The sequence below is a fragment of the Paraburkholderia rhynchosiae genome (assembly GCF_002879865.1).
GTDB lineage: Bacteria > Pseudomonadota > Gammaproteobacteria > Burkholderiales > Burkholderiaceae > Paraburkholderia > Paraburkholderia rhynchosiae.
Genome location: NZ_PNXY01000016.1, coordinates 94,553 through 118,645, shown reverse-complemented (window position 1 = coordinate 118,645; position 24,093 = coordinate 94,553). Strand labels below are relative to the sequence as shown.

The window sequence follows — 24,093 nt, the reverse complement described above, 5'->3', positions numbered from 1 at the left end:
ATACCTCGAATTATTGAAAGACTTGCGCGCATAGTAAAGCGAGATTAAATTATCGCTTGATGAGTTTTAGGAACTAACATGCGTAGATTCAAGGTTCCCAACATGGGTGCGCTGATGGCTTTCGAGGCCGCCGCGCGTCATGAGAGTTTTACTCTCGCAGCGAAGGAACTTTTCCTGACTGAGAGCGCTGTCTCACGACAAATCGCCGCCCTAGAATCGAATCTCGCGGTCCGACTCTTTGTCCGGTCAAAGCAGCGGGTTGTATTGACTCGCGCGGGCGGCCTGTATGCAATGCAGGTACGCCGCTCACTTGAGACGCTGGACCGAGACACCCTCTCAATCATCGCTCATGGGACTGGCGGTGGTTTTCTCGAGCTCGCGGTTCTTCCCACATTCGCGTCGCAGTGGCTCATCCCCCGGCTAAGAAACTTCAATGACCGTAACCCAGATGTTCGCGTCAACATGAGCGTGCGAACGGACACGTTCTCGTTCGAGGACTCCCATTTTGAAGCAGCAATTCACTATGGAAAACCGACCTGGCCAGGAACGTCGTCCGACTACCTGTTCGGAGAAGAAGTCATTCCGGTCTGTTCGCCCTCGATCCTGACCAAGCCCCTCAAAAAAGCAAACGAGCTACTTGATTACCCGCTACTGCACTCCTCGACGCGGCCGGACGCTTGGCCGCAATGGTTTGCGAACGCGGGGATTGAAGACAACTCAACCATGCGAGGAGTCCGATTTGAACTTCACACTATGCTTATCGCAGGAGCAGCGGCTGGGTTGGGCGTAGCGCTTGTCCCTAAGTTTTTCGTTGAGGACCAACTTGAGCAATTGGGGCTCGTGATTCCCTTCCAAGCATCCGCAGTCACTGACTCAGCATACTACCTGGTCTACCCGACTGAGCTCAGTCACGGCACTCCACTCGAACTATTCAAGAACTGGCTTCTGGAGCAGGCGAGCACTTACAACGCCGCTCAAGGTCAGCCGACGTAGAGGTGCGTCGCGTCAATATCAGACGGTGTGTCGCGTCAATATCAGACCGGAAAAGGGGCCGCTCCACGAGAAATGTTCCTGTCGCCTGAGCATCCGCGGGCTATTGACGAAGTTTCAACGGTTATCGGAGTAACCGCTCGAGAATAGGGAGGCCGCCTCTTCCGCGAGACTTACAGCTTTTCAGCGTCGCTAAGACGCTGTCGCCTGTTGCATGTTTTCCTGTCCACCCTGTCGCAAGACTACCCGCACAGGGACCTGACGAGAACGATGACGGCCAACAGGCACCATCTGGATAGCATCTTCAAATCGACGCATCATGTGGCGCTTTCTTCCATTACAAAGATCACCTTGACCAATGTTTCGACGGTGCACCTTCACGAGCAGTTGCCGCCCGCGACCAATCAAGCGTGGCTTTTTAGTTGAACGCTCGGCTCTTTCCAAGGGCATCCAACGGAGTGCCGCTGTGCCTCGATACAGGCTTGAACGGCGGCAGGACACGTCTACGTGGCGAGAGCACTATTCTCGCCACTCCCGATCTGTTGAAGGTGTTCGGGTCCGCATGCCGGCCAGCGCAATGCCTCCGCCTTCGCTCAACGTGCAACCGTTGCCGTCTTTTTCGTGGATGTTTTCCGCTTCATTTGCTCGCACAGTTGTACGACATTCGGCACGTCGACGCCCAGCAGGGTATAGACATAACTGATGTGCTCCTGCGCGAAACGATCGTCGAGTGGACCATTTCCAACCAGCAGGCGCATGTAGACCGGCGCATACAGGAGTTCGCCCAACGTCTCGATGTTCGGCGGCACGCGCATGCGCGCCGAACTGCGCCACTCCTCGAGCATTTCCCGGATGAGCGCCCGACGTCCGTAGTGGAACCGCTCGCGGAATTCGCGCAGCACAGCTGGATCGGCCTGACCTTCGGCAATGATCTGTGCAACGATCCTGCCGGACCATCCGGCGTATTCGTGAATGAGCGAGATCAGATGCACCGCAATGGCCTCGCCGGGCGGCAAATTATGCGGCATCGGTGTCTTGACAACGTGGTGTTCGATGAACGCATCAATGACAACCAGGGCTTTCGAATTCCACCAGCGGTAGATCGTCGCCTTGCCGACGCCCGCCTCCTTGGCAATGGCTTCGATGGAGATCGACTGAATGGTGCGGGTCTCAAGCAGACGAACTGTCGCCGCAAGGATCCGCGTACGAGTTCCCTCGCTGCGCGGTCGGCCGACGCCTCGCGCGGCAGAAAGTGCTGTAACGGGACGCGGAGCGTTTGTCTTCATTTGCGTAACGGGAGGTCGGCGTGCAATATCGCCATAGTCTGGCGCACCGCCCGAGGCACCTGGGCGAAGGCGACAACAAGGCGGACAGTACATAATTATAAGACACATCGTATCTTAATTGCTTGTCGAACTGAAGCACACCCATCCGCAGCGTTCTCGCCGAACGTGCCAATGCCGCCAACGCGCCGCCTCAGGAAGGCGTTCGCGAAAGCGGCGGAGCATCGCGTGTACGTTCCGCCGCCCGCTATTGCTGAGGCCCCTGGCACGCACGGAGTCCGAAAATGGGCCGTGCGCCTTCTCCTGCGAGCGCCAAGCCTTCAAAGGCCGCCGAGCGCTACGTACTTGATCTCAAGATAGTCGTCGACACCATACTTCGAGCCTTCGCGACCGAGGCCGGAAGCTTTGACCCCGCCGAACGGCGCAACCTCCGTCGAGATCATCCCCTCATTAACACCAACCATGCCAAACTCAAGCTGGTCGACAACACGGAAGATACGCCCCACATCACGTGCGAATATATAGGAGGCGAGACCAAACGGGGTGTCGTTGGCCAGCGTGATGGCCTCTTCTTCCGTGTCGAAGCGGAACAGCGGCGCGACAGGTCCGAAAGTTTCGTCGTTGAAGATCAGCGCGTCGCGGGAGACATCGGCGAGCACGGTCGGTTCGAAGAAAAAGCCGCCGAGCGCGTGACGTTTGCCGCCTGTCAACACGCGAGCCCCCTTCGAGCGAGCATCGGCAATATGTTCTTCGACCTTCAGAACGGCGTCCTCGTTGATCAGCGGTCCCTGCGCCACGCCTTCATACATGCCATTGCCGACCTTCAGCGCGGCCGTCGCTTCGGCCAGCTTGCTGGCGAACGCATCGTAGATGCCCGACTGCACCAGCATGCGATTGGCCGCGACGCAAGCCTGCCCGGCGTTGCGATACTTGGCCGCGAGCGCGCCCTTGACGGCGGCGTCCAGGTCGGCATCGTCGAACACGATGAGCGGCGCGTTGCCCCCCAGTTCCATGCTGGTCTTCTTGATGGTTGGCGCGCACTGCGCTAGCAACTGCGCGCCAACCTCCGTCGACCCGGTGAACGAAAGCTTGCGCACCAGCGCACTCGATGTCAGTTCACCGCCGATCGCGCGCGCCGAGCCGGTGACGACGTTGCAGACGCCCCGCGGCAAGCCGGCCCGCTCGGCAAGCACCGCCAATGCCAACGCGGAGAGCGGCGTCTGGCTCGCCGGCTTGATGACGCCAGCGCAACCCACGGCCCATCCGGGGCCGGCCTTGCGCGTGATCATCGCGGAAGGAAAATTCCACGGCGTAATCGCGGCGAAAACGCCGATTGGTTCCTTCTGCACGAGAATGCGGCGGCCTTCGACGTTGCGCGGAACGATGTCGCCATAGACCCGCTTAGCTTCCTCGGAAAACCACTCGATAAAGCCCGCCGCGTACAGAATTTCACCGCGTGATTCGACCAGCGGCTTGCCTTGCTCCGCGGTCATGATGACCGCGAGGTCGTCGATATGCGCAAGCATCAGGTCGTAGAGCGCGCGCAGCACTTTGGCGCGCTCCTTCGGCAACGCCTTGCGCCAGCTTCGCGTTGCACGCGCTGCCGCTTCGATCGCGCGGCGCGCCTCGTCGGCGCCCCCATTCGGCACGCGCGCAAGCAGTTCGCCCGTCGCCGGATTGCGCACCTCGAGCGTCTCGCCGCTGTCGGCGTGCACCCATTCGCCGTCGATCAGCATGGCCTCGCGCAGCAGGCCAGAATCCTTCAACGGAAGCTTGACCGGTTGATTCATGACGTCGTCCTCACGATGGATTGCGCCCGACGAAGAAGGCCTCGTCGGGATCGCTGGTCGGATTGAGGCCGGCTAGTTCGAGCCCCTTGCGCAGGACGTTCATGTCGCGCTGAAACACGCGCTGCGTCGGATGCGGCATCGGCCCGCCGTTGTAGCCCTGCAACCATGCCTGATACTTCCACAGCATGCGGTTCAGCAGCCCGTTGGCCGCAATCGGCAAACTCGCAAAAGCCTTGCGCGCCGGGTCCATTGCGTACCAGAGCTGGGTCGCCTGATCATATTCGCCGGCGCGAATCAGCTTATGGATGCGCGGCAGCAGCGGTCCGTAGTAAGCGGAATAATTGGTGCCGCAAAACGGAATGTCCATTACCTGCGCGAGCGGCACGTATTCGTATTCCAGCGGCGACGAAATCACGACTTCCTCGTGGAATTCCCGATGCACTTCGATCGCCGACATGATATACGGCATGCCGCCTTCGGCCTTGATCGCGACGACGTTGGGAATCTCGTCGACCATCCGCCGGAGCACCGACAGCGGAATGTCGGCGGGATGCAGCCGCGAAAAGCCCCAGGCCGGCAGCGGGAAGACGATCACGCCGAGATTCGTCGCCGCGCAGATCGCCCTGGTGTACTCGAACACTTCGTCGTAGGACTTCGGATAGAAGTACGGCGGATAGCCGAGCAGCACGAGATCGGCGCCGGCCGCTTCCGCCAGTTTGACGGCCTCGATGTTGTCCTCGAGCGTGTTGAACACCGCGTGATGCACGACGATCAGACGGCCCGCAGCCTGGTCGGCCATGATGCCGCAGAACTCGCCATATTGCGCCTGCGTAATGGCGACTTCCGAGCAGGAAAGCGAGCCGACGAAGCCGTGTTCGATCGCCAGTTCGACGTCGTGGCGAATGGCTTTTTCGTTGATGTGCGTGAAGTCCCGGGTCATCGTCGGGATGGTCACGTTGGCGACGCCAACGAGGTGCTCGCGTGCCCATTCGCGGGCTTCGCTTCTGGTATAGCGAGACATGCTGTGCTCCCTTTGTTTCGTTCGTTGGTGTTGTGCCGAAGAACGTTGCGCGTATCAGCGCTTGGTTTCGAATTCGATCGGCAAGCGGGTCGCGAGCCCCGCCTCGATCGCCTTGTCGAGGATCAGTTCCGCCATGACTACGTCTTGCAGACCGCTGCCCACCGATTTGTACATGCGCGTTCTCGCACCCTGCAGCGGTTCATCGATGGCTCCGCTCATCAACTGGTCGAGACCGAACGATTTGTCGCGGAACGCGATGCCCGCTGCGTGAGCGGCGAGCATGTCGCCGGTTTCTTCGAGCACTTCGTCGAGCGTGTCGCACACAATGATGTCGCAGCGCTCGACCACCGAGACATCGATCTCGCGCTGCTCGGGAATCGTCGAGCCGATCGACACAACGGTCGCGCCAGTCTTGAGCCAGTCGCCGAAAAGGAGCGGCTGTTCGCCGTGCGAGCGGGCCGCGGCGAGCACGAGATCAGCGCCCTCCACTGCTTCCCGCGCCGAGGCCGCGCCGCGCGCCGGCACGCCGAGATCGCGCGTCACGGCTGCGGCGAAAGTGGCACGCCGCTCACGCGTCGGGCTGAACACGACGACCTCGTTCAGATCGCGCACGCTCGCGATGGCGCGCGTATGCATGGTCGCTTCGAGACCGCTGCCGAGCACAGCAAGGCGCGCGCTGCCGCGAGGCGCGAGCCGGTCCAGCGCGGCTGCGGAAGTCGCCGCCGTGCGAAATCCGGTCAGCAGATTGCCGTCGACAAACCCGGCGATGCGGCTGGTTTGCTGATCGAACAGCACGATCACGTACTCGACGCCGGGCGTCGCGGCGCCCATCGCCATCCCCATGATCTTCGCGCCGTAGTAGCGGCCGCCGACCGGCACCGCCGGCAGCGTGCGCAGCCATGTTTTGCCGGCGACGGCCACGGTGCGTGGCGGGCTCGAGCGCGGCGGAATCGGACGCGCATAGGCGGACTGCAATGCGCGTATCGCATCGGTCCAGACGAACACCGCGCGTGCGGCGTCGCCGGAAACGAATGCAGGAGCAAATGAAGTAGTGGTCATGAGCAAAAGTAAAGAGTGACTGGAACGATGCGGCGACTGACGTTCAGAATGGCTGCGCCAGCACGCCATATCCTTCGAACAGGAGTTCGACGGCACGCGCTCCGTCGCCGTGCGGGTCCTGCTCGACCGCGCAGATGGCGAGCGAGATATCGAAAACGCGCTTCACCCGCCCGCTGCGCCGCTGTCCGTACGCGAGCAGCGCATCGTCGATATTCGCGCAGCGGGTCAGTTCTTCCGTGAGCACGACCGCATCCTCGATCGCCATGCCGCCGCCAGAGGTCAACTGCGGCGTGACCGAATGTGCGGCATCGCCGGCCAGGACGATTCGCCCGCGATGCCACGGCTGCGGCATCAACAGAATGTCGAAGGGACGGTAGCTGATGTAACGCGTGCCGTCGCAACGCTCGAGCGCCGCGCAAAGATCGGGAGCCGAGAATCCGTCCAGACGTTGCCTGAACATGTCGACGAGCTTTTCCTGCGGCATGTGGGCGTGAAGCTTCGCGTTCTCGAGGAAGAAGTAGTAGCAAAGCTTGTCCGACAACGGCAGCCCGCCGACCATACGGCCGTCGTCATGCTTGTACAGAACCAGCCCGTCGAAACCCGGCGGACGCTCGACGGTAAAGCGCCACGCACCTTGTCCCGCATATTCCGGGCGATAGTGCGCGCCGAATACCTTCGAACGCGTTTTTGAGTATGTGCCGTCGGCGATCACCAGCAGATCGCAGCGCCCCGCTTCTCCTGTCGAGAGCCGATATGAAACGCCATTGCCATCCTGCTCGAGATCGTCCACGCTCGTGCCATAGTCGATGCGCGCACCGCTCGCGAGCGCGTGCCCTTCGAGCACCTCGGCCAGCTTCGGCCGCATGATGCCGATGGCGCCCGGAGCATCGGCGCGAAACGTGCGCGGCGGACGCCGCTCGTTGACGACCTCGCCGGCACCGTTGCGCACGCTTACCGTGTCCCAGCCCGAACCCGCCGCCATACAGCTATCGGCCAGGCCGACGCGATCCAGTGCGCGCAGCGCGTTACCGAGCAGCGAAATGCCGGTTCCCTGCTGATCCGTTCGATGGCTGCATTCGACCACCCTCACGTCCGCGCCGTCGCGCGCGAGTCCGTGAGCGAGTGTCATTCCGCTGATCCCGCCGCCAACGATAAGCACCTTATGCTGTGAAGCCATGACTGTGTCTCCTTGAAATTGTTGTCGGGCGAGCTCACATGAAGGGCGCGCGCTCCTTCGGCCACCACAATCCCTTCTGCGGCTGTCCCATGCGGTTGCGCAGAATGCCGATGCCGCCCACTTCGAGTTCTACCACGTCGCCAGGCTGCAGCTTGCGATCGAGTTCGAGCGCGGAGCCGCCGCCCATCGTCCCCGAGCCGATCACGTCGCCCGGCTCCAGCACTTCGCCGAGGCTGACCCACGCGATCAGTTCGTCGACGCTCCACAGCTTGTTCGCGCTGGTGCCCTTGCCCCATGTCTCGCCGTTGACCCGCACTTCCATTGCGATGGCGTCGAGATCGGCAAATTCGTCGATCGTCGTGATCCACGGACCGACTCCATAAGCGAAATCCTTGCACTTGGTCGGGCCCATCTGGATCGGCATTTCAATCGACTGGCGATCGCGCGCGCTGAAGTCGTTGAACACCGTGATGCCGAACAGAAATGGACGCGCCCGCTCCGGACTCAGATTGCCGCCGCGCCGGCCGATCACGTAGCCGAGTTCCAGTTCGTAATCCATACGCTCGATGTAGCCCGGCCACGGCACTTCCGCTTCATGGCCGATAACCGTATGCGGCGTGCCCTTGAAATAACCCGGCACCTTCAACAGGCTCTCATGCGGCTGATGGCCGATCTTTTCGTGGAAACCCTTGATATGGCCGACGAACGTCAAGCCGTCGCGGACGACGGACGGATCGCTCGCCGGTAGCCATTTCACGTCGCCGATCGGCAACGATGCTGCTTCGGGACGCTCCTTGTCCGCGCGGCGGGCCGCATCGAGAAACCGTTCGCCGAGGCCTATCGCGGCCGACATGCTGCCGGGAAACAGCGCGTCCGATAACCGGCGCGCCGACTCCGCGGTCGCGCCCTGCTTCTCCAATGCGAGGATCGACGCGCGTTTCAGATCGATGACGCGCCCCTCTTCAGGCAATACGAGTACGAGACGCGCAACCTCTCCGTCCGGCCCATTCACAGCGATTCGACCCAGCTTCATTCTTCGGCTCCAGTTTGTGAGTTGCACACGTCGCGCCGGCATCACCGGTACGACCACGGCATCGCGTTAGCAATCGATCCACAATATATACGATACGCGTCGTATCGTAAGCGAGGGTTTTCCTCATGCAGAAATGCACGGGACAAACCCCAACTGGTATTGCACGACAGAGAACAACGGGAATATTATGATCCGTACCGTATCGTATTAATCAATGGCGATCTTCTCTCATCAACAGGACGATTACAGTGAGAATCCTTGGACCTGACACACTGGTTTTCGGCGTCGACGACGTCGAGCGCTGCGCAATCTTTCTCACCGACTACGGACTCGCGCCGAAGGGCGACGGCGCATTCGAGGCGCTCGACGGCACCGGCGTCGTGATTCGCCACAGGGACGACCCGGCGCTTCCCAAGTGGCCGCTACCGACGGCCAATCAACTGCGCAAGACAATTTACGGCGTGGAAGATCGAGCCGTACTCGACGAAATCGCGCAGGAGCTGGGCAAGGATCGCGAGGTCAAATTCCTGCCGGACGGTTCGATTGAAGCGACCGACGACAGCGGATTCGTGCTTGGGTTTCAGATATCCGTGCGTCGTGCGCCGGCGCTTCCGGCCGAGCAGATCAATGCGCCCGGCGACGCGCGGCGCGGCGTCAACGTGCTCGGCGCACCGGCCAGCTTCGACGAACCGCCGCCGCTTCCCAGGACACTTTCGCACGTCGTCTATTTCGTGCCCGACACCGACAAGGCCGAGGCGTTCTATGTGAACCGGCTCGGGTTTCGCGTCAATGACCGGTTCGACGGAATGGGCCCATTCCTCACGCCACAAGGCACGCTCGATCACCACACACTGTTCCTGATCCGAACCCCGCCGGTGATGCAGGGGTGCGATCACTTCACCTTCCACATGGGCGGCCCGTCAGAAGTGCTGCGCGCCGGCTACGCATTCGCCGCGAAGGGCTACGAATCGTTCTGGGGGCCGGGACGTCACCGGTTCGGTTCGAACTGGTTCTGGTATTTCAACAGTCCCCTGGGTTGCCACATCGAATACGACGCGGACATGGATCAACTCGACGATTCGTGGGTGCCGCGCGTCGCACCGGCCATCCCCGAGAACTCGCAGGAGTTCCTGTTCCAGTGGCGCGAGACGTGGGCACCGGGAGGTCCGCCCACGGCGCAATCCTGAGCGTCATCCGCCATGTCGGAATCGGGTTCGCTGTTCCGGCTGCGCTGGGTGCGCCTGTGCGAACTGGACGCGCTTCCTTCGACGGGCGCACAAGGATTCGATTTGAACCGACGCGGCGTTGACGATCTCTTTGTCGTGCGCCGCGACGGGCTGCTGCGGGCATATTTGAATTCGTGCCCGCATTGGCCCGGCGCTTCGCTGCCGTGGCGAAAGCACGGCTATCTCGACCAGGGCGCGAACCACATTGTTTGTCACGGCCACGGCGCGATATTCACACTTGATGACGGCCTGTGTATCGCCGGACCGTGCATAGGTCAACACCTGCAAGCGGTGCCCTTGAGACTCGAAGCAGACAGTCATCTCAGCGCGCTATGTCCCGTGCCGCTTTGACCAGAATAGCGGCCATGCGCCGCGGCCTTCTGACGGAACATAGCTGATTGCGCAACAGGAGACGATCGGCTTCGACTTATAACTTCGTATAACTAACTATAAATCGTATAACTACAGGAGACATTACAATGAAGCGATACACGATTTACGGCGCTATCTGCGCCGCGGCGGGTCTTGCACAGAACTCTGCTTTCGCGCTCGAAAACGGTACCAGCAGCTACCCGTCCGGGATCATGACCGTCATGAGCGGCGTACTCGGCGGACCCGGAAATTATCTCTACAGCTACAACCGCTTCGAGGACATCACGTCGCTGCGCGACGGCGGCGGCAATACCAGCCCGCCGGGCGCCAACGGCGGCGTGCAGGCTCATGCGCTGCGAGCGGTGCACGTGTTCGGTACGCCGCCGATTTTCGGTGCCAACATTGCCGTGCAGGCCGCCCTTCCCTACGTCGACGGTACGCTGCATTTCCCGTCGTACGGGATTTCCGGTGGCGGCCGCGGTTTCGGCGACCCGCTCTTTGGTGTACTGCTCGGCTGGCAGTCGCCGCAGTATTTCCAGACCTTTGAGGTCGACGTAGTCGCGCCGACTGGCTCCTATGACAAGACCCGGCTGTTCAATCCCGGCACCAACGTCACGAGCCTGTATCTTGCATACGCGTTCACCTGGATGCCGGTGCGGCAGCTAGAACTAAGTTCCAAGATCAACCTGAACTACAGTAGCGTAAATTCGGCGACGCACTATCAATCGGGCGTTCAGCTGACTGCCGACTACGGCGTCAACTATCACATCAACCAGACCTGGCTTGTCGGCCTCGGCGGATACCTGAATACGCAGCTCAATGACGACAAGATCAACGGGCAATCCGCATTCGGCGACGGACATCGCACCAACGAGCTGGCCTTCGGGCCGCAGGTAGGCTATGGAACGCAAAAGTGGGGGGCGATGCTGCACTGGCAACGTCATATCTATGCGCGCAATGCGGCTTACGGCAATGCGCTGTGGCTAAACGCGTACTTCAAGTTCTAGCAGTGAGGGCGGCGGGAAATGGCTGGCTTGTCGGGCGTTGCATTTGAATCGCCCGGCGCCTGTCCTCGCTCCAGCACGCGCGCAAAAGCAACGGCAAGTGCGAGCACCCCGATCCCACAGCCGACGAATACATAGCGCACTGAAGCGTGACCGACCCACCAGGCGCCAATCGAAATCCCGAATGATTGCCCCAGAAACAGCACGCACGAAAACAGCGAAACAGCCGTGCCGCTCGCCTGCGGCGCCATCTGTGCGGCGTGGTTCTGCAAGACGTTGTGAAGAGCGTAAAAGCCGAAGCCGGCCAGCGCACAGGCAGGCGCGCAGCACCACCAGCGCGGCGAGGCCGTGAGCGCGAGCAGCGATACGGCGAACAGCAGCCCGCCCGCGCGCGCAAGGTGTGCATCCTTGAAACGCCGTATTACCCGCTTTGCACTCAGACTGAAAATCAGCCCTCCCACACCGTAGCTGGATGCAATCAGGCCGGCCCGCGACAAGGGCAAACCGAACGCCGAATTCAGATACGTCGGCATGAACGCCAATGCACAGTAGGCAAAACTTCCTTCGATGAACGTCGCAAGCAACACGAGCCGAACCCACCTTGCGCGCAGAATATCGCTTGTTTGACGGACGAATGTGAGTTGCCGCAGCGCCGCCTTTTGTGCAGTGCGCGGCGAGGCGCTTGCCGTCATCAGCGCGCCGAGCGCAAACGCAGCGGCAATCGACAGGAACGAAGCTCGCCATCCCAGGGACGCGGCCAGCGCCGCGCCACCCCATTGCCCTGCGATCATGCCGAGCACGGTTGCGCTGAGCAGGCGCGCAAGCGCCTCCTGACGCTGCTCATCCGCCGTGTTATCGCCGATCCACGCCATCGTGAGCGGCACGATGCCGGCCGCTGCAGCGCCGGAAAAAAACCTCGCTGCAAGCAGTTGATCGAGGTTGTTCGCCAAGGCAGCAGCGACGTTGCCGAGCGCGCAAGCAAGAGCCGCGAGCGCGATCATGCGCGTCTTGCCGAGCCAATCGCCGAGTGGTCCCGAAAAAAGTTGAAATACGCCATAGGCAAGCGCGAACAGCGAGATGGTTTGCGGCGCGCGTTCGACAGGCATCGCGAACTGCGCCGCGAGAATGGCCAGCATCGAATCGCATAGACGCATTGACGCCATGCTCGCGAAGCAGCACAGACAGCAACACGCAAAGAGCGGCCATTGCGCGCGGCGGATCATTGCCCGATTCGTACCCGATGGCATCCGGCTTCTCGAACGGTAAGGTGGCTGCCTGGCAAATGCCGCTGCTCGCACTCAGCCGCGCACGTCGAACACCGCGAACGGCGCAGTGGCGCTGGCAACACGCCGGGCGCGGGTCGCGTCGTAAAGGTCGGCCTCGACAAACGACACGCGGCCGCCGAGACGCTTGACCCGCGCATCGGCGATAAACTGGCCGACATACCCCGGCTCGATCATGTCGACGTTGAGGCTGATGGTCGCGCATGTGCGCCCCTGCGGCAGCTTCGAAAGCAGTGCGAGAGCCATCGCGAAGTCGAGCATCGAAGCCAGCGTGCCGCCGGATACCACGCCGTTGCCTTGCACCGAATGCTCGGGCGCGGTGAAGCCGATCGACAGCGAATCCGCGTTGCCCATCAACAAGGTCGCGCCAAGCGAGATCAACGCAGGATTCATGTGAAGCGCGACATTGCGCGCTTGCGTCGACAGAAGGTCGTGCAGCAACGCACGGTCGGGATTGTCGCGAGCTACCGTCGTTGCGCTTATTTCAGCCATAGCTCAGCCACGTTGTTGTGCGATGCAGATTTGCCGCTGACGGCCCAGTCCTTCGATTTCGGCTTCCATTACGTCGCCGTCGCACAGAAAGCGGTTGTAGTGCGTGCCGTTGCCGGCCGGCGAGCCGGTACAGATCACGTCGCCGGGCAACAGGCGCGAATAGCGCGAGATGTATTCGATTTGCCGTTCGATGCCGAACAGCATGTCGGCGGTCGTTTCGTCCTGCATGACCTGCCCGGAGACCGTCAGCCGCATCTTCAGGCGATGGGGATCCGGCACAAACGCCTTCGGCACCAGGTATGGCCCAAGCGGCAGAAAACCAGGCTGCCCCTTTGAGCGCAACCAGTCGGTGCCAAGCATCTTGTAGTCGGTGCGAGGAATCAGATCGCGCGCCGAGATGTCGTTGACAATCGCATAGCCAGCTACATGGTCGAGCGCCCGTTCGCGTGAAATCTGGTAGCCGCCTCGACCTATCACAACGGCCAGCTCCAGTTCCCAATCCGGCTTGTTTGTGGTGCCCGGCAGCACTAGCGGATCGAAGGCGCCGGAGACAGCGGAAACCGGTTTGGTAAATGCGTAGGGCTCGCCGCTCGCAAGCCGCTCGTCCATCATCGCTTCGGCCCAGCGCCGCAGTGCGGCCTCGTCGAGTCCTTCGGGGCCCACCTTCGCATCGACGGTGAGATCGACGACGTGCTTGCGATAATTCGCGCCGGTGCAAAAAATCTGGCGCGGCAGATCGATGGCCGGATGCGTGTGCAGTTCGGCAAGCGCATGCCATTGACCGTCGTTTTCCGCGACCTTGTCTGCGAGACGGGCCAGGGCCGGCTCATTCGTCGACCAGTTCTCCAGCAGCGCTAGCACGGTGGTCGCCTGCAACAGTTCAGACTCACAATGAACCGCCGCCAGTCCGACGAGCGAAGCCACGCGCTCATTCATGACAAGGCCGACAAAGCGGGCACCGTCGCCCGCCGAAAATGTTCCGAGCGCATATCGCTTCACCTTGCTCCTCCGGTGCATTTGCCAATCATCGAATCGTCGACGATGGTGGAATAGTCATTGTCCGCGCCAACCAGACCGAGCGCCCGCCGATGGGCGACGAGTAGCGCGACGCCCACGCGGCTCGGGTACAGCGAGTCGGGATTGAGCGCAATCATTGCCTCGGCCGCCGCTGCGGGTAAGCCGGCGGCGAGCACAGCCTGCCTCGCAAGCTCATCGTTCTCGCCGACGCGACGGCGAGCTTGCTCCAGCGTTCGCAGCCATGTCGCGACCTTCGGGCTCGCCTTGCTGCCGGTTCGTACCACGACGCCCTGGCCGGGAAAGTCGGGATAGCTGTCCTGCACGCTCGCGATACGCGTCAAACCCGATGCCGCCGCCATCGAATCGAATGGCGGCCCTAACAAGGTCGCGTCGCCCTGCCCGGCCATGAGCGCATCGAAACGCTCCTTGACGCCGCCCGCAGGCGTCAAGCGGACCGCGCCGGGTTCGATGCCCGCCTCGCGCAGCATCGCTCTCAGCGCAACCACGAAACCGTTCCCGGTCGCATCGACCAGCAGGCTGGTGCCGCGCAGGTCGCTCAACTTGCGCCATTGCGGCTGCGCGACCAGCGTCAGCGGCGTGGCTCGCTCGATCTGCGCGACCACGCGAAAGTCGCGCGGCCCCTCGCGGCCATTCCAGCCGATCACGTTGTCCATCGACGTCACGACCGCGTGCACATCGCCGGCCACGAGCGCGTCGAACTGCTCATCGGACGAACGGTTGCGCGTGGCCTCGACTGTCATTGCCTGTTCCTCCTGACGCGCGACGATGGCCAGCAGCGGCGGCACGAACCACATCACGCGAATCCTTTCTGTCTCCATGAATCTAGACCGTTGTTGTTTGAGTGCCTACATTACAAAACGGACCGTTCACATTTGTCAAGGCGATCTTGAGCCATATTCCCCGATCATGGCTAAGTCTTTTCCCTATTGACAGTCCATTCCACCTAATTAACGATACGATACGATTCGACTCGTTAATGGAAGGAAAATGGAGACTCTGGTAACTCATCGCGACCCGCAGCAATTTGGCGCCAACGACTGTCGCCCAGTCCGCCGAATCGTCACGGGCACCAATGCGCTAGGCGGATCCTGCGTCGTTTCAGACGGACCCACATTGAACAGGACGAATCGTCCCGGATTGCCGATTGCGCAAGTCGTCTGGGCGACCGGCGAGGCGCGCGCGACCGGCGACGAACCGGCGCCGCCCGGCCATGCGTTTGGTTTTCATTCGAAGGGCGGCTCGCTGCTGCGCATCGTCGATTTCCCGCCCGATGAGAATTACGACGAAGCGCAACTGAAGCAATTCCTCGACGACAGCGGCGTGCGCGACAAGTCCGGCGCGCGGCATTTCTGGTTTCACAAAACCGAATCGCTCGATTACGCAATCGTGCTCGACGGCGAAATCTGGGCGCTGCTGGACGAAGGCGAAACGCTGATGCGCGCTGGCGACGTGCTGATCCAGCGCGCGACCAACCATAGCTGGGCAAACCGCTCGGGCAAGCCGTGCCGGATGGCCTTCGTGCTGCTCGACCTCGTTGAAGGAGAACCGCTGTGAGCAAGGCGATCATCACCTGCGCGGTGACGGGCGGCGCGCATACGCCGTCGATGTCGCCGTTTCTGCCCGTCACCCCGGAACAGATCGCGGCGGAATCGATCGCGGCCGCCGAAGCCGGCGCCTCGATCATTCATCTGCACGCGCGCAATCCCGACGATGGCCGCCCTTCCGGCGACCCCGAGATCTTTCGGCGCTTCGTGTCGGCCATCAAGTCGGCGACCAACGCGATCATCAATATTTCAACGGGCGGCGGTGGCCCCAATATGCCTATCGAGGAACGCGCGGCCGCCGGCCGCGCGCTAAAGCCCGAGATGTGCTCGCTCAACATGGGCTCGCTGAATCTGGTGCTATCGGAGATGGCAAAGCGCGAGCGCGAATGGCGCCACGACTGGGAAGTGCCCTTTCTCAAGGGCACGCGCGGGCTCATATTCAGGAATACCTACGACGACATCGAATGGATTCTGGAGCACGTCGGTAAAGCCGGCGGCACGCGTTTCGAGTTTGAGTGCTACGACGTCGGCCATCTGTACACGTTGCAGCACTTCCTTGAAAAGGGGCTCGTGAAGCCGCCGCTTTTTGTGCAGACCGTGTTCGGCCTGCGGGGTGCAATAGGCGCGCATGCGGAAGATCTGCTGCATCAGAAGCGTACCGCCGACCGGCTGTTCGGCAACGATTATCACTGGTCGGTGCTGGCGGCCGGCAAGCATCAGATGCCGGTTGCGACGATGGCGAGCCTGATGGGCGGCAACGTGCGGGTCGGGCTGGAAGATAGCCTGTACATCAACCGCGGCGAGCTTGCGCAAAGCAACGCGGAGCAGGTCCGCAAGATTCGCCGGATTCTCGGCGAGCTTGGCATCGAAATCGCCTCGCCCGACGAAGTGCGACGCATGCTCGATCTGAAGGGCGGCGACCAGGTCGCCTTCTAGCTGTGCCGGGTATCGATCGGGCCGGCTCGCCGCGATGCAAGCGGCGGCCAGCAGGAGGCGATCGAGGTCGGTTGATGGCTCGCGCAGGCGAGCGCGTGCGCACGAACACCAAACACATTGGAGACGACATGATTCAGATTTCCCCTGGAGCCCGGTCCGCGCGCGTCGCTGGCAACGGGCATGGTTGGCTGTTAATGGCGAGTTGCTGGCTGGCATCGACCGGTGCCGTGCTGATCGCCCCTGTCCTTCCCCTGATGCGCCACAACTTCGCCGGCATTCCGAACGCCGATGTGCTGACGTTGATCGTGTTGGTGATTCCCGCGTTGATGATCGCGCTGTTCAGCCCGCTCGTAGGATCGCTGGTCGACGCGTTCGGGCGCAAACGTCTTTACATGACCGCGGTCGCAATCTATGCGGTTGCCGGCGTTCTGCCGTTCTGGCTGACGAACCTGTACGCGATCGTCGTCTCACGCGCGGTCATCGGTCTTGCCGAGGCGGCAATCGTCACGGTGGCCACTGCGCTGGTGGCCAACTATTTTTCAGGGGTGCAGCGACAGAAGTGGCTGACGATGCAGCACGCCTCGGCCTCCGTTGTAGCCGCCTTGATGTTCTCGGTTGGCGGTGGGCTCGGTAGCCTGGCTGCGGGCTGGCGCACGCCGTTCCTGGTCTACGGATGCGCGTTTCTGTTCCTGCCGTTTATCGCGGCGCTGATCTGGGAACCGGAAGAAGCGCACGCTGAACATGTACACGCGCAAAAGATGCCATTTCCGTGGCGCGCGATCGGCCACCTCTGCCTGCTGATCCTTTTCGCATCAGTTATGTTCTTTGTCGTGCCGGTTCAGATCAGCTTTTTGCTGAGCGCGCGCGGCGTCACCGCGCCGGCGGTCCTTGGTTTCGGCGGTGCGATCGCCAACGCCGGCATTCCGGTGGGTTCGTTCATTTTTCACCGGCTCGCACGGTGGCCGATCAATCGCCTTCTGGTGGCCGCCTTCGGACTGCTCGCATCAGGCTTTTTTATCATCGCATTGTCCGCAGGTGTCAACGCGACGATCGGGGGCGCTTTTCTCGCCGCAGCAGGCGGCGGCATGGCACTTCCGCTTCTTGGGACGTGGGCCCTCGCACGAGTGCCGTTCGAGCAAAGCGGCCGCGCCACCGGCGGGTATATGGGAGCGTTCTTCCTCGGTAATTTCCTGAGCCCGCTCGTCGTCGAGTCAATCGGCAGGTTCTCCGGTGGACTCATACAGACGATTGGGTGGATGGCCGTTGTATGCGCGGGAGCCGCTGTCGCAATCCTCGTCCTGACGCTTGCGAAACTTGGACCCATGGAGTCCGTTCACGCAGCACAGGCAAACCGGGTCTCGGTCGGTTGACGTTCCCACCGACCTCACAGCGCTCTCAAGGCAAACATCGCCATCACCGTTTCGAGGCGGTTGAATCGATTGCTGCACAGGGTGCATTTTTGAAATGCAAAAACGTGCCATTGCTCTTGTCCGACGCAGCTATCAGAATGGGGGACCATAGGGAAAGCGATCGGTCGACAGAGGAGTGTTAATGATCACAGCAATCCGGATTACCGACACAGGCTCGCCAGATGTGATGACAGTCAGTACAGGTGAGAAGACCGACCCGGCAGCAGGTCAAGTCTGGCTGGAACAGGATGCGATCGGCGTGAACTATCTCGATGTCACGCAGCGAAACGGCGCCGTGCGAATCCCGCTACCATCCGGACTGGGTCTTGAGGGTGCAGGTCGGGTCGTAGCAGTCGGCGCGGGGGTCGACAACGTCAAGGTCGGGGAGCGAGTCGCGTATGCGACCGGCCCGATTGGCGCATACACAAGCGCACGGCTATTTCCTGCCGACAGACTCGTGCCCCTTCCCGACGACGTTTCCTGCGAAGATGCAGCGGCGGTGCTATTCAAGGGCATTACGGCGCAATATCTTTTGAAGTCAACGTTTCCGGTTACGCGGGGAACAACTGTCCTTCTTTACGGCGTGGCTGGCGGCGTGGGCCAGATTATGGCCTCTTGGGCAAAAGCGCTGGGGGCAACAGTGATCGGCGTCGTGTCGAAGGCCGCGAGTGTTCAGGTCGCAAAGAACGTAGGCTGCGACGACGTGATTGTGTTTAATCCCGCTACGCTTGCCAATGAAGTTGCAAAGGCAACCGAAGGCCGGAAGGTCGACGTCGTCTATGACCCGATTGGTCGGATCTCATTCGACGCTTCACTGAACAGTCTGCGACCGCGCGGTCTTCTTGTGTCATTCGGAGCATCGAGCGGCGCTCCGGGTCCGGTGGACGTATCCACGTTGAACGCAAAAGGCTCGCTCTTCCTGACGCGCCCTTCGATTGTGGCCCATACGAGCACCGCAGCTGAATACCAGAAGCGCGCGAGGGATGTACTGTCTGCGCTGGCGGCAGGTACAATTTCGGCGCGCATCTGGCGCACTTACGCGCTGGCAGATGCAGCAACGGCACACGCAGACCTCGAAACCGGTGCGTCAGCAGGAGCGATTATTCTGAAACCATGATCCCGACTACGCTCGATACAACCCACGCAGACGAGATTGCCGCGCTACTTGCTGTCGCTTCCGCAGGTTCCTTTGTCGCGGCCGGCCGGCAACTGGAGCGTCATCCAACGGTGATTTCAAAGCGGCTCGCCGCAATGGAAAAACGGTTGGGTGTGCGGTTGATCGAGCGGTCTACTCGACATGTCAGGATGACGGATGCCGGTGTGGCGCTCGTCGAGCGCCTCCGGTCTGCCATTGGCTCGATCATGGAGGCAGAACAGGAAGCGTCATCAGGCGCCGCCGAAGCCCGAGGCGTCCTGCGTCTCGCCCTTCCTGCTGCAATGGGACGCCTCTGGATCGGTCCGATGCTACCCGAGTTTCTTGAGAAGCACCCGCAAGTCTCCATCATCGCCGATTACAGCGAGCGATTCGCTGATCTCATCGGCGAGGGGTTTGACGCTGCCATACGTATCGGTGAGCTCAGTGACAACCGGCTGATTGCGAAGAAACTGTGTGACCACCACCGCATCCTCTGTGCTTCGCCAGAATATGTGGAACGACATGGTTCACCTGACGCTCCCAAGGACCTCCTTCGACACAGCTGTTTGAGGTTCACGCGGCTCGCAACTTTCCCGGAGTGGCGTTTGATTCAAGGAGACCTGCACGAAACAATTGTGCCGAAAGGCTCGCTGACCGCGAACGACAGCGAAACTTTGCTGGCCGCAGCCCGCGACGGCGTGGGCATCCTCGGGGCAGGAGAGTGGCTCATGAGCCGTGATCTGAAGAGCGGCAAGCTGGTCCGGATTCTTCCAGAGTGGCAGCTCGATGGCTCCGGAGCGGTCTATCTTGTAAGGCCTTCTGCGCGATTTTCACCCGCCAAAACTCTCGCGTTCAAAGACTGGCTGGTGTCCAAATTCGAAAATGGTCCGATATGGGACCATCCATTCCCTGGGTGCGCGTTCCAGCGCCTCATCCAGTAATCTCAAACCTTGTACGGTGTTGTTTTGCTCAGGTTCGGTATCGCTTGTTCATTAGCTTCATCAGCTCTCTTCGCTGGGCTTTACTTCTATGCGACGCTCCTCGTCCCTCTTGATGGGAAAGAGATCTTTGCCTGGCGCATGCTTCTCACGCTGCCGTTTCTCACCATGCTGATGGTGGTAGGAAACGAATCACGATACATCACAGCTCTCTTCGCGCGAATCAAAAAAGAACCTTGGCTCCTCGTTGGACTTTGCGCAAGCAGCGCGCTGCTCGGCTCACAACAATGGCTTTTCCTCTGGGCTCCCATCAACCAGCGCGGGATGGACCTGTCGCTCGGGTATTTCATGCTCCCTCTGACCCTGCTGCTAGTGGGACAGATCTTTTACCGTGAGAGGTTGTCGCTGCTGCAGACTATCGCGACGGTGAGTGCTGCGCTCGGCGTGCTGCATCAGCTTTACTTCGTCGGCCACTTTTCGTGGCTCTCCCTTTTTGTGGCTGCGGGCTTCCCACTCTATTTTGCCGCGCGAAAGAAGCTGCGAACCGATAATCTTGGCGGTCTCTGGTTCGACATGCTCCTCACGTTCCCTGTGGCGGCTTATTTCATTTTTAAAGATGCCGATATGGGCGCGGCCTTCCAGCGCGCGCCCGGCCTTTACGTCCTTGTGCCGTTATTGGGTATGCTCACCGCGGCCGCGTTCATGACCTACATCCTCGCGAGCCGCAAGCTCCCCTTCAGCCTGTTCGGCCTCCTCGGGTATGTTGAACCGGTACTCATTGTTTTCGTGGCGCTCGCGATCGGCGAGCGGATCAAGCCGGACGAAATGATGACCTATATTCCAATCTGGACCGCTGTCGGGCTACTTGTTGTAGACGGCGCGTTACATGTGCGTAGGCAGTTCTTTGGCTCACCAGCCTAGCTCTATCGTTTCTTGACCTTGAGGTGGGTGGGTTACGCCGCCGGCGGCTTCATACCACCTCGTTACCGAGATCGCATGCGCCGGTAGGGAACGGCTGACGGAACAGCCGGTTTCCTCGCTGGGACAGGCCAGCTGAAACAATCCTCTACGCGACCTCACGTCGCACCCATACATGATGTCTAGTTGATTGCCAGGAGCCAGTCGCGAAAAGCAGCGATCGACGGTAAATCTGCCTTCTGAGTGGGGTAGGCAAAGTAATAGTTGAGCCCGCTGACATAGGGAGCTTCAAAAGGCACGATTAGATTGCCTGACTGCAACTCCTCCTCAACCAGGCATCGCGGAACCAGACCGACCCCAATACCTGTCGCCACTGCCTGGATCAGATGCGATGTCAATTCGAAGGTTGGTCCTAGATAGGAGCCGCGTAGCTTGACGTTGCAAGCATCGAACCACTCCTGCCAAACGTTCGGCCGCGTAGCGACCCTCAGCAGCAACAGCGAACCCAGGTCGCGTGCCAATTTGATGGGATGTCGGGCCAACAAGTCTGGACTAGCGACAACAACGAGTTCCTCTTCGAGCAGGCGATGAGATATAAGGCCAGGCAACTCGCCGTTGCCGACGCCTATCACCGCATCCACGCCTGCCGTTTCGAGATCGAAATATCCGATTCTGGAATGCATGTGAACGATCACGTTCGGATTTGCGGCGTAAAACGAATGCAAGCGCGGCATCAGCCAACGCGCGCCGAAGGTAGGCAGCACCGCCAGATTCAGGATACCGCCCCCCGACCGATACGCGATGGCCTGCAACGTCGCATTCCGTAGACCCGTAATCGCGACACCCACGCCGCGCATATACATTCGTCCAACATCGGTCAGTTCGATCCGTCGTCCTTTGCGCTGAAATAGCCGGACCTCGAGAAGCTCCTCCAGTGCTTGCACCTGGCGGCTGACCGCACTTTGCGTCAGGGAGAGTTCCTCGGCAGCCCTGGTGTAGCTCTGGTGCCGCGCCGAGGCCTCGAAAGCTAGCAGGAGGGACATAGAAGGGGTAAGAGTACGAGGATTCATTCATAGAACTCATGCTTAGGCGGAAAATAATACGCTTTTTGGCGTCGCCACGGCAACATAGACTGGCGATACACAAGTTTAGCGTAGGCTTCAGAGCGCCTGCCGCGCGTGAAAATCACGCGCGGTCGCGGGATGATCCCCAATGTTTCAGATGGAGGCGACAGATGAACGAACCGACCCATAGTGAGTCGGCACCGCCGTGCGCCGCACCGCACGACGAGGTTGAGCTCCCTGCCTTCGACGTACCGTATGGCGCGGTCGATACCCACGCCCACGTAATCTCTGGCGATTCTGCCTATCCGATGGTGGCTGCAGCCGCACGCAGCTATACACCGCCGCCAGCTACTGAAGGCAAATATCTGGCCATGCTCGACGCTCTGCACATGACCTACGGCGTACTGGTCCAAATCAGTGTGTATGGCACGGATAACCGCTGCATGCTCGAAGTGCTGCGGCGCCACGCAGACCGCCTGAGGGGCGTCGCCGTCGTGTCTCCCGACGTCACCGACCGGGAGCTGGAAACGCTGCACGAAGCCGGCGTGCGCGGTCTGCGCATCAATGTACTGTTCGGTGGCGGCATCGGCTTCGCGGCGATGGAGACGCTCGCCCAACGCATCAAGCATCTTGGCTGGCACATGCAGTTCCTGATGGACGTTCGCCACCTGCCCGAACTGATGCCACGCATGGCGAGCCTGCCAGTCGCGGGCGTCATCGATCATCTGGGGCACATGCCCGTAGCCGCCGGCCTCGAGGATGGGGGCTTTGCCGCGCTGCGGCGCCTTGTCACCGATCACGGTTACTGGGTCAAACTGTCGGGCGCCTATCGCATCAGCGACCGCTTTCAAACCTTCGAAGACGTCACTCCTTTCGCCCGGACGCTGATCGACGACGCGCCGGACCGCATGTTGTGGGGAAGCGACTGGCCGCACGTATCCTTGAACCGCACGCCGGACACCGGCAGGCTGCTCAACCTGCTCGCCGAATGGGCGCCAGACGCAGAAATTCGCCGACGCATCCTGGTCACCAATCCCGCTCGCCTCTATGGCTTTTCGTGAGCCTCGAGAGCCGCGCCACCTGATTTCACAAGCACAAGCAAGGAGACAAGGACATGAGTTCCTATCGTCAAACGAACCCGGCCGAACGGCGCGGGTTCATCGCCGAAATGAGTCAGACCGAACGTCGCACCTTTATCGCCGCATTCGGCGGCTGGGCACTCGACGCTTTCGATTTCATGGTGTTTACCTTTGTCATTTCGACGCTGGGTACCATTTTTCACATCGACAAAGGGCAGGCCGGCATGCTGGCCACCGTTACCCTGCTTTTTTCGGCCGTTGGCGGCTGGCTGGCCGGCATACTGGCCGACCGCATCGGACGCGTGCGTGTCCTGCAGGGCACCATTCTCTGGTTCTCGGTGTGCACGATGCTGATCGGCTTCGCCCAAAGCTTCGATCAGATTCTCGTGCTGCGCGCGCTGCAAGGGTTGGGTTTCGGCGGGGAATGGGCAGTCGGCTCAGTACTGATCGGAGAAATGGTCCGCACCGAGTACCGCGGCCGCACTGTCGGCACGGTGCAAAGCGGCTGGGCGATCGGCTGGGCAGTGGCGGCCGGGATCTACACCGTCGCCTTTTCCCTGCTGCCGGACGAGTATGCCTGGCGCGTCCTGTTCTGGATCGGCGTCGTCCCCGCAGTGCTGGTGCTGTTCATCCGCAAAAACGTTCCGGAACCCGAACTGTATCAGCGCACGCGCAAGCAGGAAGTGGCCAGCGAAAAACCGATGTCCGCTTGGTCCATCTTCTCGCCAAGACTGCTCAAGACGACGGTACTGAGCGCATTGCTCTGCACCGGTGTGCAGGGTGGCTATTACGCCGTGACGACCTGGCTGCCCACGTTCCTGAAGACTGAGCGCCACCTGTCGGTCATTGGTACAGGCGGTTACCTGTCGGTGATCATCCTGGGATCCTTTATCGGTTATCTGGTAGGTGCAGTTCTGACCGACCGCCTGGGCCGCCGGGCCAACCTGCTGATTTTCGCTGCACTCTCGAGCGTCACCATTTACATCTACACCCGCGTCGCACTCTCGAACGAGCAGATGCTCTTCCTGGGCTTTCCGCTTGGTTTCGCGGCCTCCGGCATCTTCAGCGGCATGGGAGCGTACCTAACCGAACTCTTTCCCTCCGCCGTGCGGGCCACCGGTCAAGGCTTCGCGTACAACTTCGGTCGCGGCATCGGCGCGCTCTTCCCGAGCCTGGTGGGCTATCTCGCAAACACGAGTGGACTGGGCGCGGCCATCGGCATGTTCGCCGGTGGCGCCTATTTCATCGTCCTCCTCGCCGCAATCTTCCTGCCCGAAACCAAAGGCAAAGAAATCTCCTGAT

At 61.0% G+C, this 24,093-nt stretch carries 23 protein-coding genes; 12 read left to right on the top strand and 11 right to left on the bottom strand.

What is annotated here, in order from left to right; genetic code table 11:
* Positions 1-78: 78 nt before the first annotated feature.
* A complete protein-coding gene (locus tag C0Z16_RS22190; protein ID WP_102634229.1) occupies positions 79-993 on the top strand; it encodes a LysR substrate-binding domain-containing protein in 915 nt (304 codons plus the stop codon).
* 590 nt (positions 994-1,583) lie between these two features.
* Here C0Z16_RS22190 and C0Z16_RS22185 read toward each other — a convergent pair.
* The 6 genes from C0Z16_RS22185 to C0Z16_RS22160 form a co-directional block, all read right to left on the bottom strand.
* Positions 1,584-2,369 (bottom strand): TetR/AcrR family transcriptional regulator, encoded by a 786-nt coding sequence (locus tag C0Z16_RS22185; protein ID WP_244201314.1) that lies wholly within the window; start codon positions 2,367-2,369, stop codon positions 1,584-1,586.
* Positions 2,370-2,593: 224 nt separating this feature from the next.
* Positions 2,594-4,063 (bottom strand): NAD-dependent succinate-semialdehyde dehydrogenase, encoded by a 1,470-nt coding sequence (locus C0Z16_RS22180; protein ID WP_102634227.1) that lies wholly within the window; start codon positions 4,061-4,063, stop codon positions 2,594-2,596.
* 10 nt (positions 4,064-4,073) lie between these two features.
* Positions 4,074-5,084: a dihydrodipicolinate synthase family protein gene (locus C0Z16_RS22175; RefSeq protein WP_102634226.1), complete on the bottom strand. Its 1,011-nt coding sequence runs from the start codon at positions 5,082-5,084 to the stop codon at positions 4,074-4,076.
* Positions 5,085-5,138: 54 nt separating this feature from the next.
* Entirely contained in the window at positions 5,139-6,143 is a 1,005-nt protein-coding gene (locus C0Z16_RS22170) for an ornithine cyclodeaminase family protein (RefSeq protein WP_102634270.1), read from the bottom strand.
* Between the two features lie 43 nt (positions 6,144-6,186).
* Entirely contained in the window at positions 6,187-7,320 is a 1,134-nt protein-coding gene (locus C0Z16_RS22165; RefSeq protein ID WP_102634225.1) for an FAD-dependent monooxygenase, read from the bottom strand.
* A 34-nt stretch (positions 7,321-7,354) separates the two neighbouring features.
* A complete protein-coding gene (locus C0Z16_RS22160) occupies positions 7,355-8,353 on the bottom strand; it encodes a fumarylacetoacetate hydrolase family protein (protein WP_102634224.1) in 999 nt (332 codons plus the stop codon).
* A gap of 248 nt (positions 8,354-8,601) precedes the next feature.
* On the opposite strand from C0Z16_RS22160, the gene C0Z16_RS22155 reads away from it, so the two are divergent.
* The 3 genes from C0Z16_RS22155 (at position 8,602) to C0Z16_RS22145 (ending at position 10,958) form a co-directional block, all read left to right on the top strand.
* Positions 8,602-9,540, top strand: coding sequence for a VOC family protein (locus C0Z16_RS22155; protein WP_102634223.1), 939 nt, complete (start codon positions 8,602-8,604; stop codon positions 9,538-9,540).
* Between the two features lie 12 nt (positions 9,541-9,552).
* Positions 9,553-9,930, top strand: coding sequence for a Rieske (2Fe-2S) protein (locus C0Z16_RS22150; RefSeq protein WP_102634222.1), 378 nt, complete (start codon positions 9,553-9,555; stop codon positions 9,928-9,930).
* A 128-nt stretch (positions 9,931-10,058) separates the two neighbouring features.
* The gene (locus tag C0Z16_RS22145; RefSeq protein ID WP_102634221.1) at positions 10,059-10,958 is read left to right on the top strand and encodes a SphA family protein; all 900 of its coding nucleotides are present in this window, start codon (positions 10,059-10,061) and stop codon (positions 10,956-10,958) included.
* On the opposite strand, the gene C0Z16_RS22140 is transcribed toward C0Z16_RS22145, so the two are convergent.
* From C0Z16_RS22140 to C0Z16_RS22125, 4 genes are all read right to left on the bottom strand, one after another.
* Positions 10,955-12,178, bottom strand: coding sequence for an MFS transporter (locus C0Z16_RS22140; RefSeq protein ID WP_102634220.1), 1,224 nt, complete (start codon positions 12,176-12,178; stop codon positions 10,955-10,957). The two genes, C0Z16_RS22145 and C0Z16_RS22140, sit on opposite strands and share 4 nt — an antisense overlap.
* A 75-nt stretch (positions 12,179-12,253) precedes the next feature.
* Positions 12,254-12,730, bottom strand: coding sequence for a PaaI family thioesterase (locus tag C0Z16_RS22135; protein ID WP_102634219.1), 477 nt, complete (start codon positions 12,728-12,730; stop codon positions 12,254-12,256).
* Positions 12,731-12,733: 3 nt separating this feature from the next.
* Positions 12,734-13,729, bottom strand: coding sequence for a fumarylacetoacetate hydrolase family protein (locus C0Z16_RS22130; protein ID WP_244201312.1), 996 nt, complete (start codon positions 13,727-13,729; stop codon positions 12,734-12,736).
* The gene (locus C0Z16_RS22125) at positions 13,726-14,586 is read right to left on the bottom strand and encodes an ABC transporter substrate-binding protein (protein ID WP_102634217.1); all 861 of its coding nucleotides are present in this window, start codon (positions 14,584-14,586) and stop codon (positions 13,726-13,728) included. The genes C0Z16_RS22130 and C0Z16_RS22125 overlap by 4 nt, the downstream gene beginning before the upstream one ends.
* A 295-nt stretch (positions 14,587-14,881) precedes the next feature.
* Here C0Z16_RS22125 and C0Z16_RS22120 point away from each other — a divergent pair, with 295 nt between their 5' ends.
* The 6 genes from C0Z16_RS22120 (at position 14,882) to rarD (ending at position 20,651) form a co-directional block, all read left to right on the top strand.
* Positions 14,882-15,322, top strand: coding sequence for a cupin domain-containing protein (locus C0Z16_RS22120; protein ID WP_244201311.1), 441 nt, complete (start codon positions 14,882-14,884; stop codon positions 15,320-15,322).
* Positions 15,319-16,248, top strand: a complete 930-nt coding sequence (locus tag C0Z16_RS22115; RefSeq protein WP_102634215.1) for a BKACE family enzyme — start codon at positions 15,319-15,321, stop codon at positions 16,246-16,248. The genes C0Z16_RS22120 and C0Z16_RS22115 overlap by 4 nt, the downstream gene beginning before the upstream one ends.
* Positions 16,249-16,376: 128 nt before the next feature.
* Positions 16,377-17,618, top strand: a complete 1,242-nt coding sequence (locus C0Z16_RS22110) for an MFS transporter (RefSeq protein WP_158244510.1) — start codon at positions 16,377-16,379, stop codon at positions 17,616-17,618.
* Positions 17,619-17,799: 181 nt separating this feature from the next.
* Positions 17,800-18,774, top strand: coding sequence for a quinone oxidoreductase family protein (locus C0Z16_RS22105; RefSeq protein WP_102634213.1), 975 nt, complete (start codon positions 17,800-17,802; stop codon positions 18,772-18,774).
* Entirely contained in the window at positions 18,771-19,733 is a 963-nt protein-coding gene (locus tag C0Z16_RS22100; protein ID WP_102634212.1) for a LysR family transcriptional regulator, read from the top strand. Before C0Z16_RS22105 ends, C0Z16_RS22100 begins: the two co-directional genes overlap by 4 nt.
* Positions 19,734-19,742: 9 nt before the next feature.
* Positions 19,743-20,651: an EamA family transporter RarD gene (gene rarD, locus C0Z16_RS22095; protein ID WP_244201310.1), complete on the top strand. Its 909-nt coding sequence runs from the start codon at positions 19,743-19,745 to the stop codon at positions 20,649-20,651.
* Positions 20,652-20,830: 179 nt separating this feature from the next.
* Here the strand turns inward: rarD and C0Z16_RS22090 are convergent, their stop codons facing one another.
* A complete protein-coding gene (locus C0Z16_RS22090) occupies positions 20,831-21,718 on the bottom strand; it encodes a LysR substrate-binding domain-containing protein (protein WP_102634211.1) in 888 nt (295 codons plus the stop codon).
* Positions 21,719-21,882: 164 nt separating this feature from the next.
* Between C0Z16_RS22090 and C0Z16_RS22085 the strand changes: the two genes are divergently transcribed.
* Both C0Z16_RS22085 and C0Z16_RS22080 read left to right on the top strand, forming a co-directional pair.
* Positions 21,883-22,773 (top strand): amidohydrolase family protein, encoded by an 891-nt coding sequence (locus C0Z16_RS22085; protein ID WP_102634210.1) that lies wholly within the window; start codon positions 21,883-21,885, stop codon positions 22,771-22,773.
* A 53-nt stretch (positions 22,774-22,826) separates the two neighbouring features.
* Positions 22,827-24,092, top strand: coding sequence for an MFS transporter (locus C0Z16_RS22080; protein WP_102634209.1), 1,266 nt, complete (start codon positions 22,827-22,829; stop codon positions 24,090-24,092).
* Position 24,093 lies beyond the last annotated feature (1 nt).

Bases quoted from the DNA above. Each gene is read 5' to 3' on its own strand.
- C0Z16_RS22190 (WP_102634229.1), top strand. From the start codon at position 79: ATGCGTAGATTCAAGGTTCCCAACATGGGTGCGCTGATGGCTTTCGAG.
- C0Z16_RS22185 (WP_244201314.1), bottom strand. From the start codon at position 2,369: ATGTACTGTCCGCCTTGTTGTCGCCTTCGCCCAGGTGCCTCGGGCGGT.
- C0Z16_RS22180 (WP_102634227.1), bottom strand. From the start codon at position 4,063: ATGAATCAACCGGTCAAGCTTCCGTTGAAGGATTCTGGCCTGCTGCGC.
- C0Z16_RS22175 (WP_102634226.1), bottom strand. From the start codon at position 5,084: ATGTCTCGCTATACCAGAAGCGAAGCCCGCGAATGGGCACGCGAGCAC.
- C0Z16_RS22170 (WP_102634270.1), bottom strand. From the start codon at position 6,143: ATGACCACTACTTCATTTGCTCCTGCATTCGTTTCCGGCGACGCCGCA.
- C0Z16_RS22165 (WP_102634225.1), bottom strand. From the start codon at position 7,320: ATGGCTTCACAGCATAAGGTGCTTATCGTTGGCGGCGGGATCAGCGGA.
- C0Z16_RS22160 (WP_102634224.1), bottom strand. From the start codon at position 8,353: ATGAAGCTGGGTCGAATCGCTGTGAATGGGCCGGACGGAGAGGTTGCG.
- C0Z16_RS22150 (WP_102634222.1), top strand. From the start codon at position 9,553: ATGTCGGAATCGGGTTCGCTGTTCCGGCTGCGCTGGGTGCGCCTGTGC.
- C0Z16_RS22145 (WP_102634221.1), top strand. From the start codon at position 10,059: ATGAAGCGATACACGATTTACGGCGCTATCTGCGCCGCGGCGGGTCTT.
- C0Z16_RS22140 (WP_102634220.1), bottom strand. From the start codon at position 12,178: ATGATCCGCCGCGCGCAATGGCCGCTCTTTGCGTGTTGCTGTCTGTGC.
- C0Z16_RS22135 (WP_102634219.1), bottom strand. From the start codon at position 12,730: ATGGCTGAAATAAGCGCAACGACGGTAGCTCGCGACAATCCCGACCGT.
- C0Z16_RS22125 (WP_102634217.1), bottom strand. From the start codon at position 14,586: ATGGAGACAGAAAGGATTCGCGTGATGTGGTTCGTGCCGCCGCTGCTG.
- C0Z16_RS22110 (WP_158244510.1), top strand. From the start codon at position 16,377: ATGATTCAGATTTCCCCTGGAGCCCGGTCCGCGCGCGTCGCTGGCAAC.
- C0Z16_RS22105 (WP_102634213.1), top strand. From the start codon at position 17,800: ATGATCACAGCAATCCGGATTACCGACACAGGCTCGCCAGATGTGATG.
- C0Z16_RS22100 (WP_102634212.1), top strand. From the start codon at position 18,771: ATGATCCCGACTACGCTCGATACAACCCACGCAGACGAGATTGCCGCG.
- C0Z16_RS22090 (WP_102634211.1), bottom strand. From the start codon at position 21,718: ATGAATCCTCGTACTCTTACCCCTTCTATGTCCCTCCTGCTAGCTTTC.
- C0Z16_RS22085 (WP_102634210.1), top strand. From the start codon at position 21,883: ATGAACGAACCGACCCATAGTGAGTCGGCACCGCCGTGCGCCGCACCG.
- C0Z16_RS22080 (WP_102634209.1), top strand. From the start codon at position 22,827: ATGAGTTCCTATCGTCAAACGAACCCGGCCGAACGGCGCGGGTTCATC.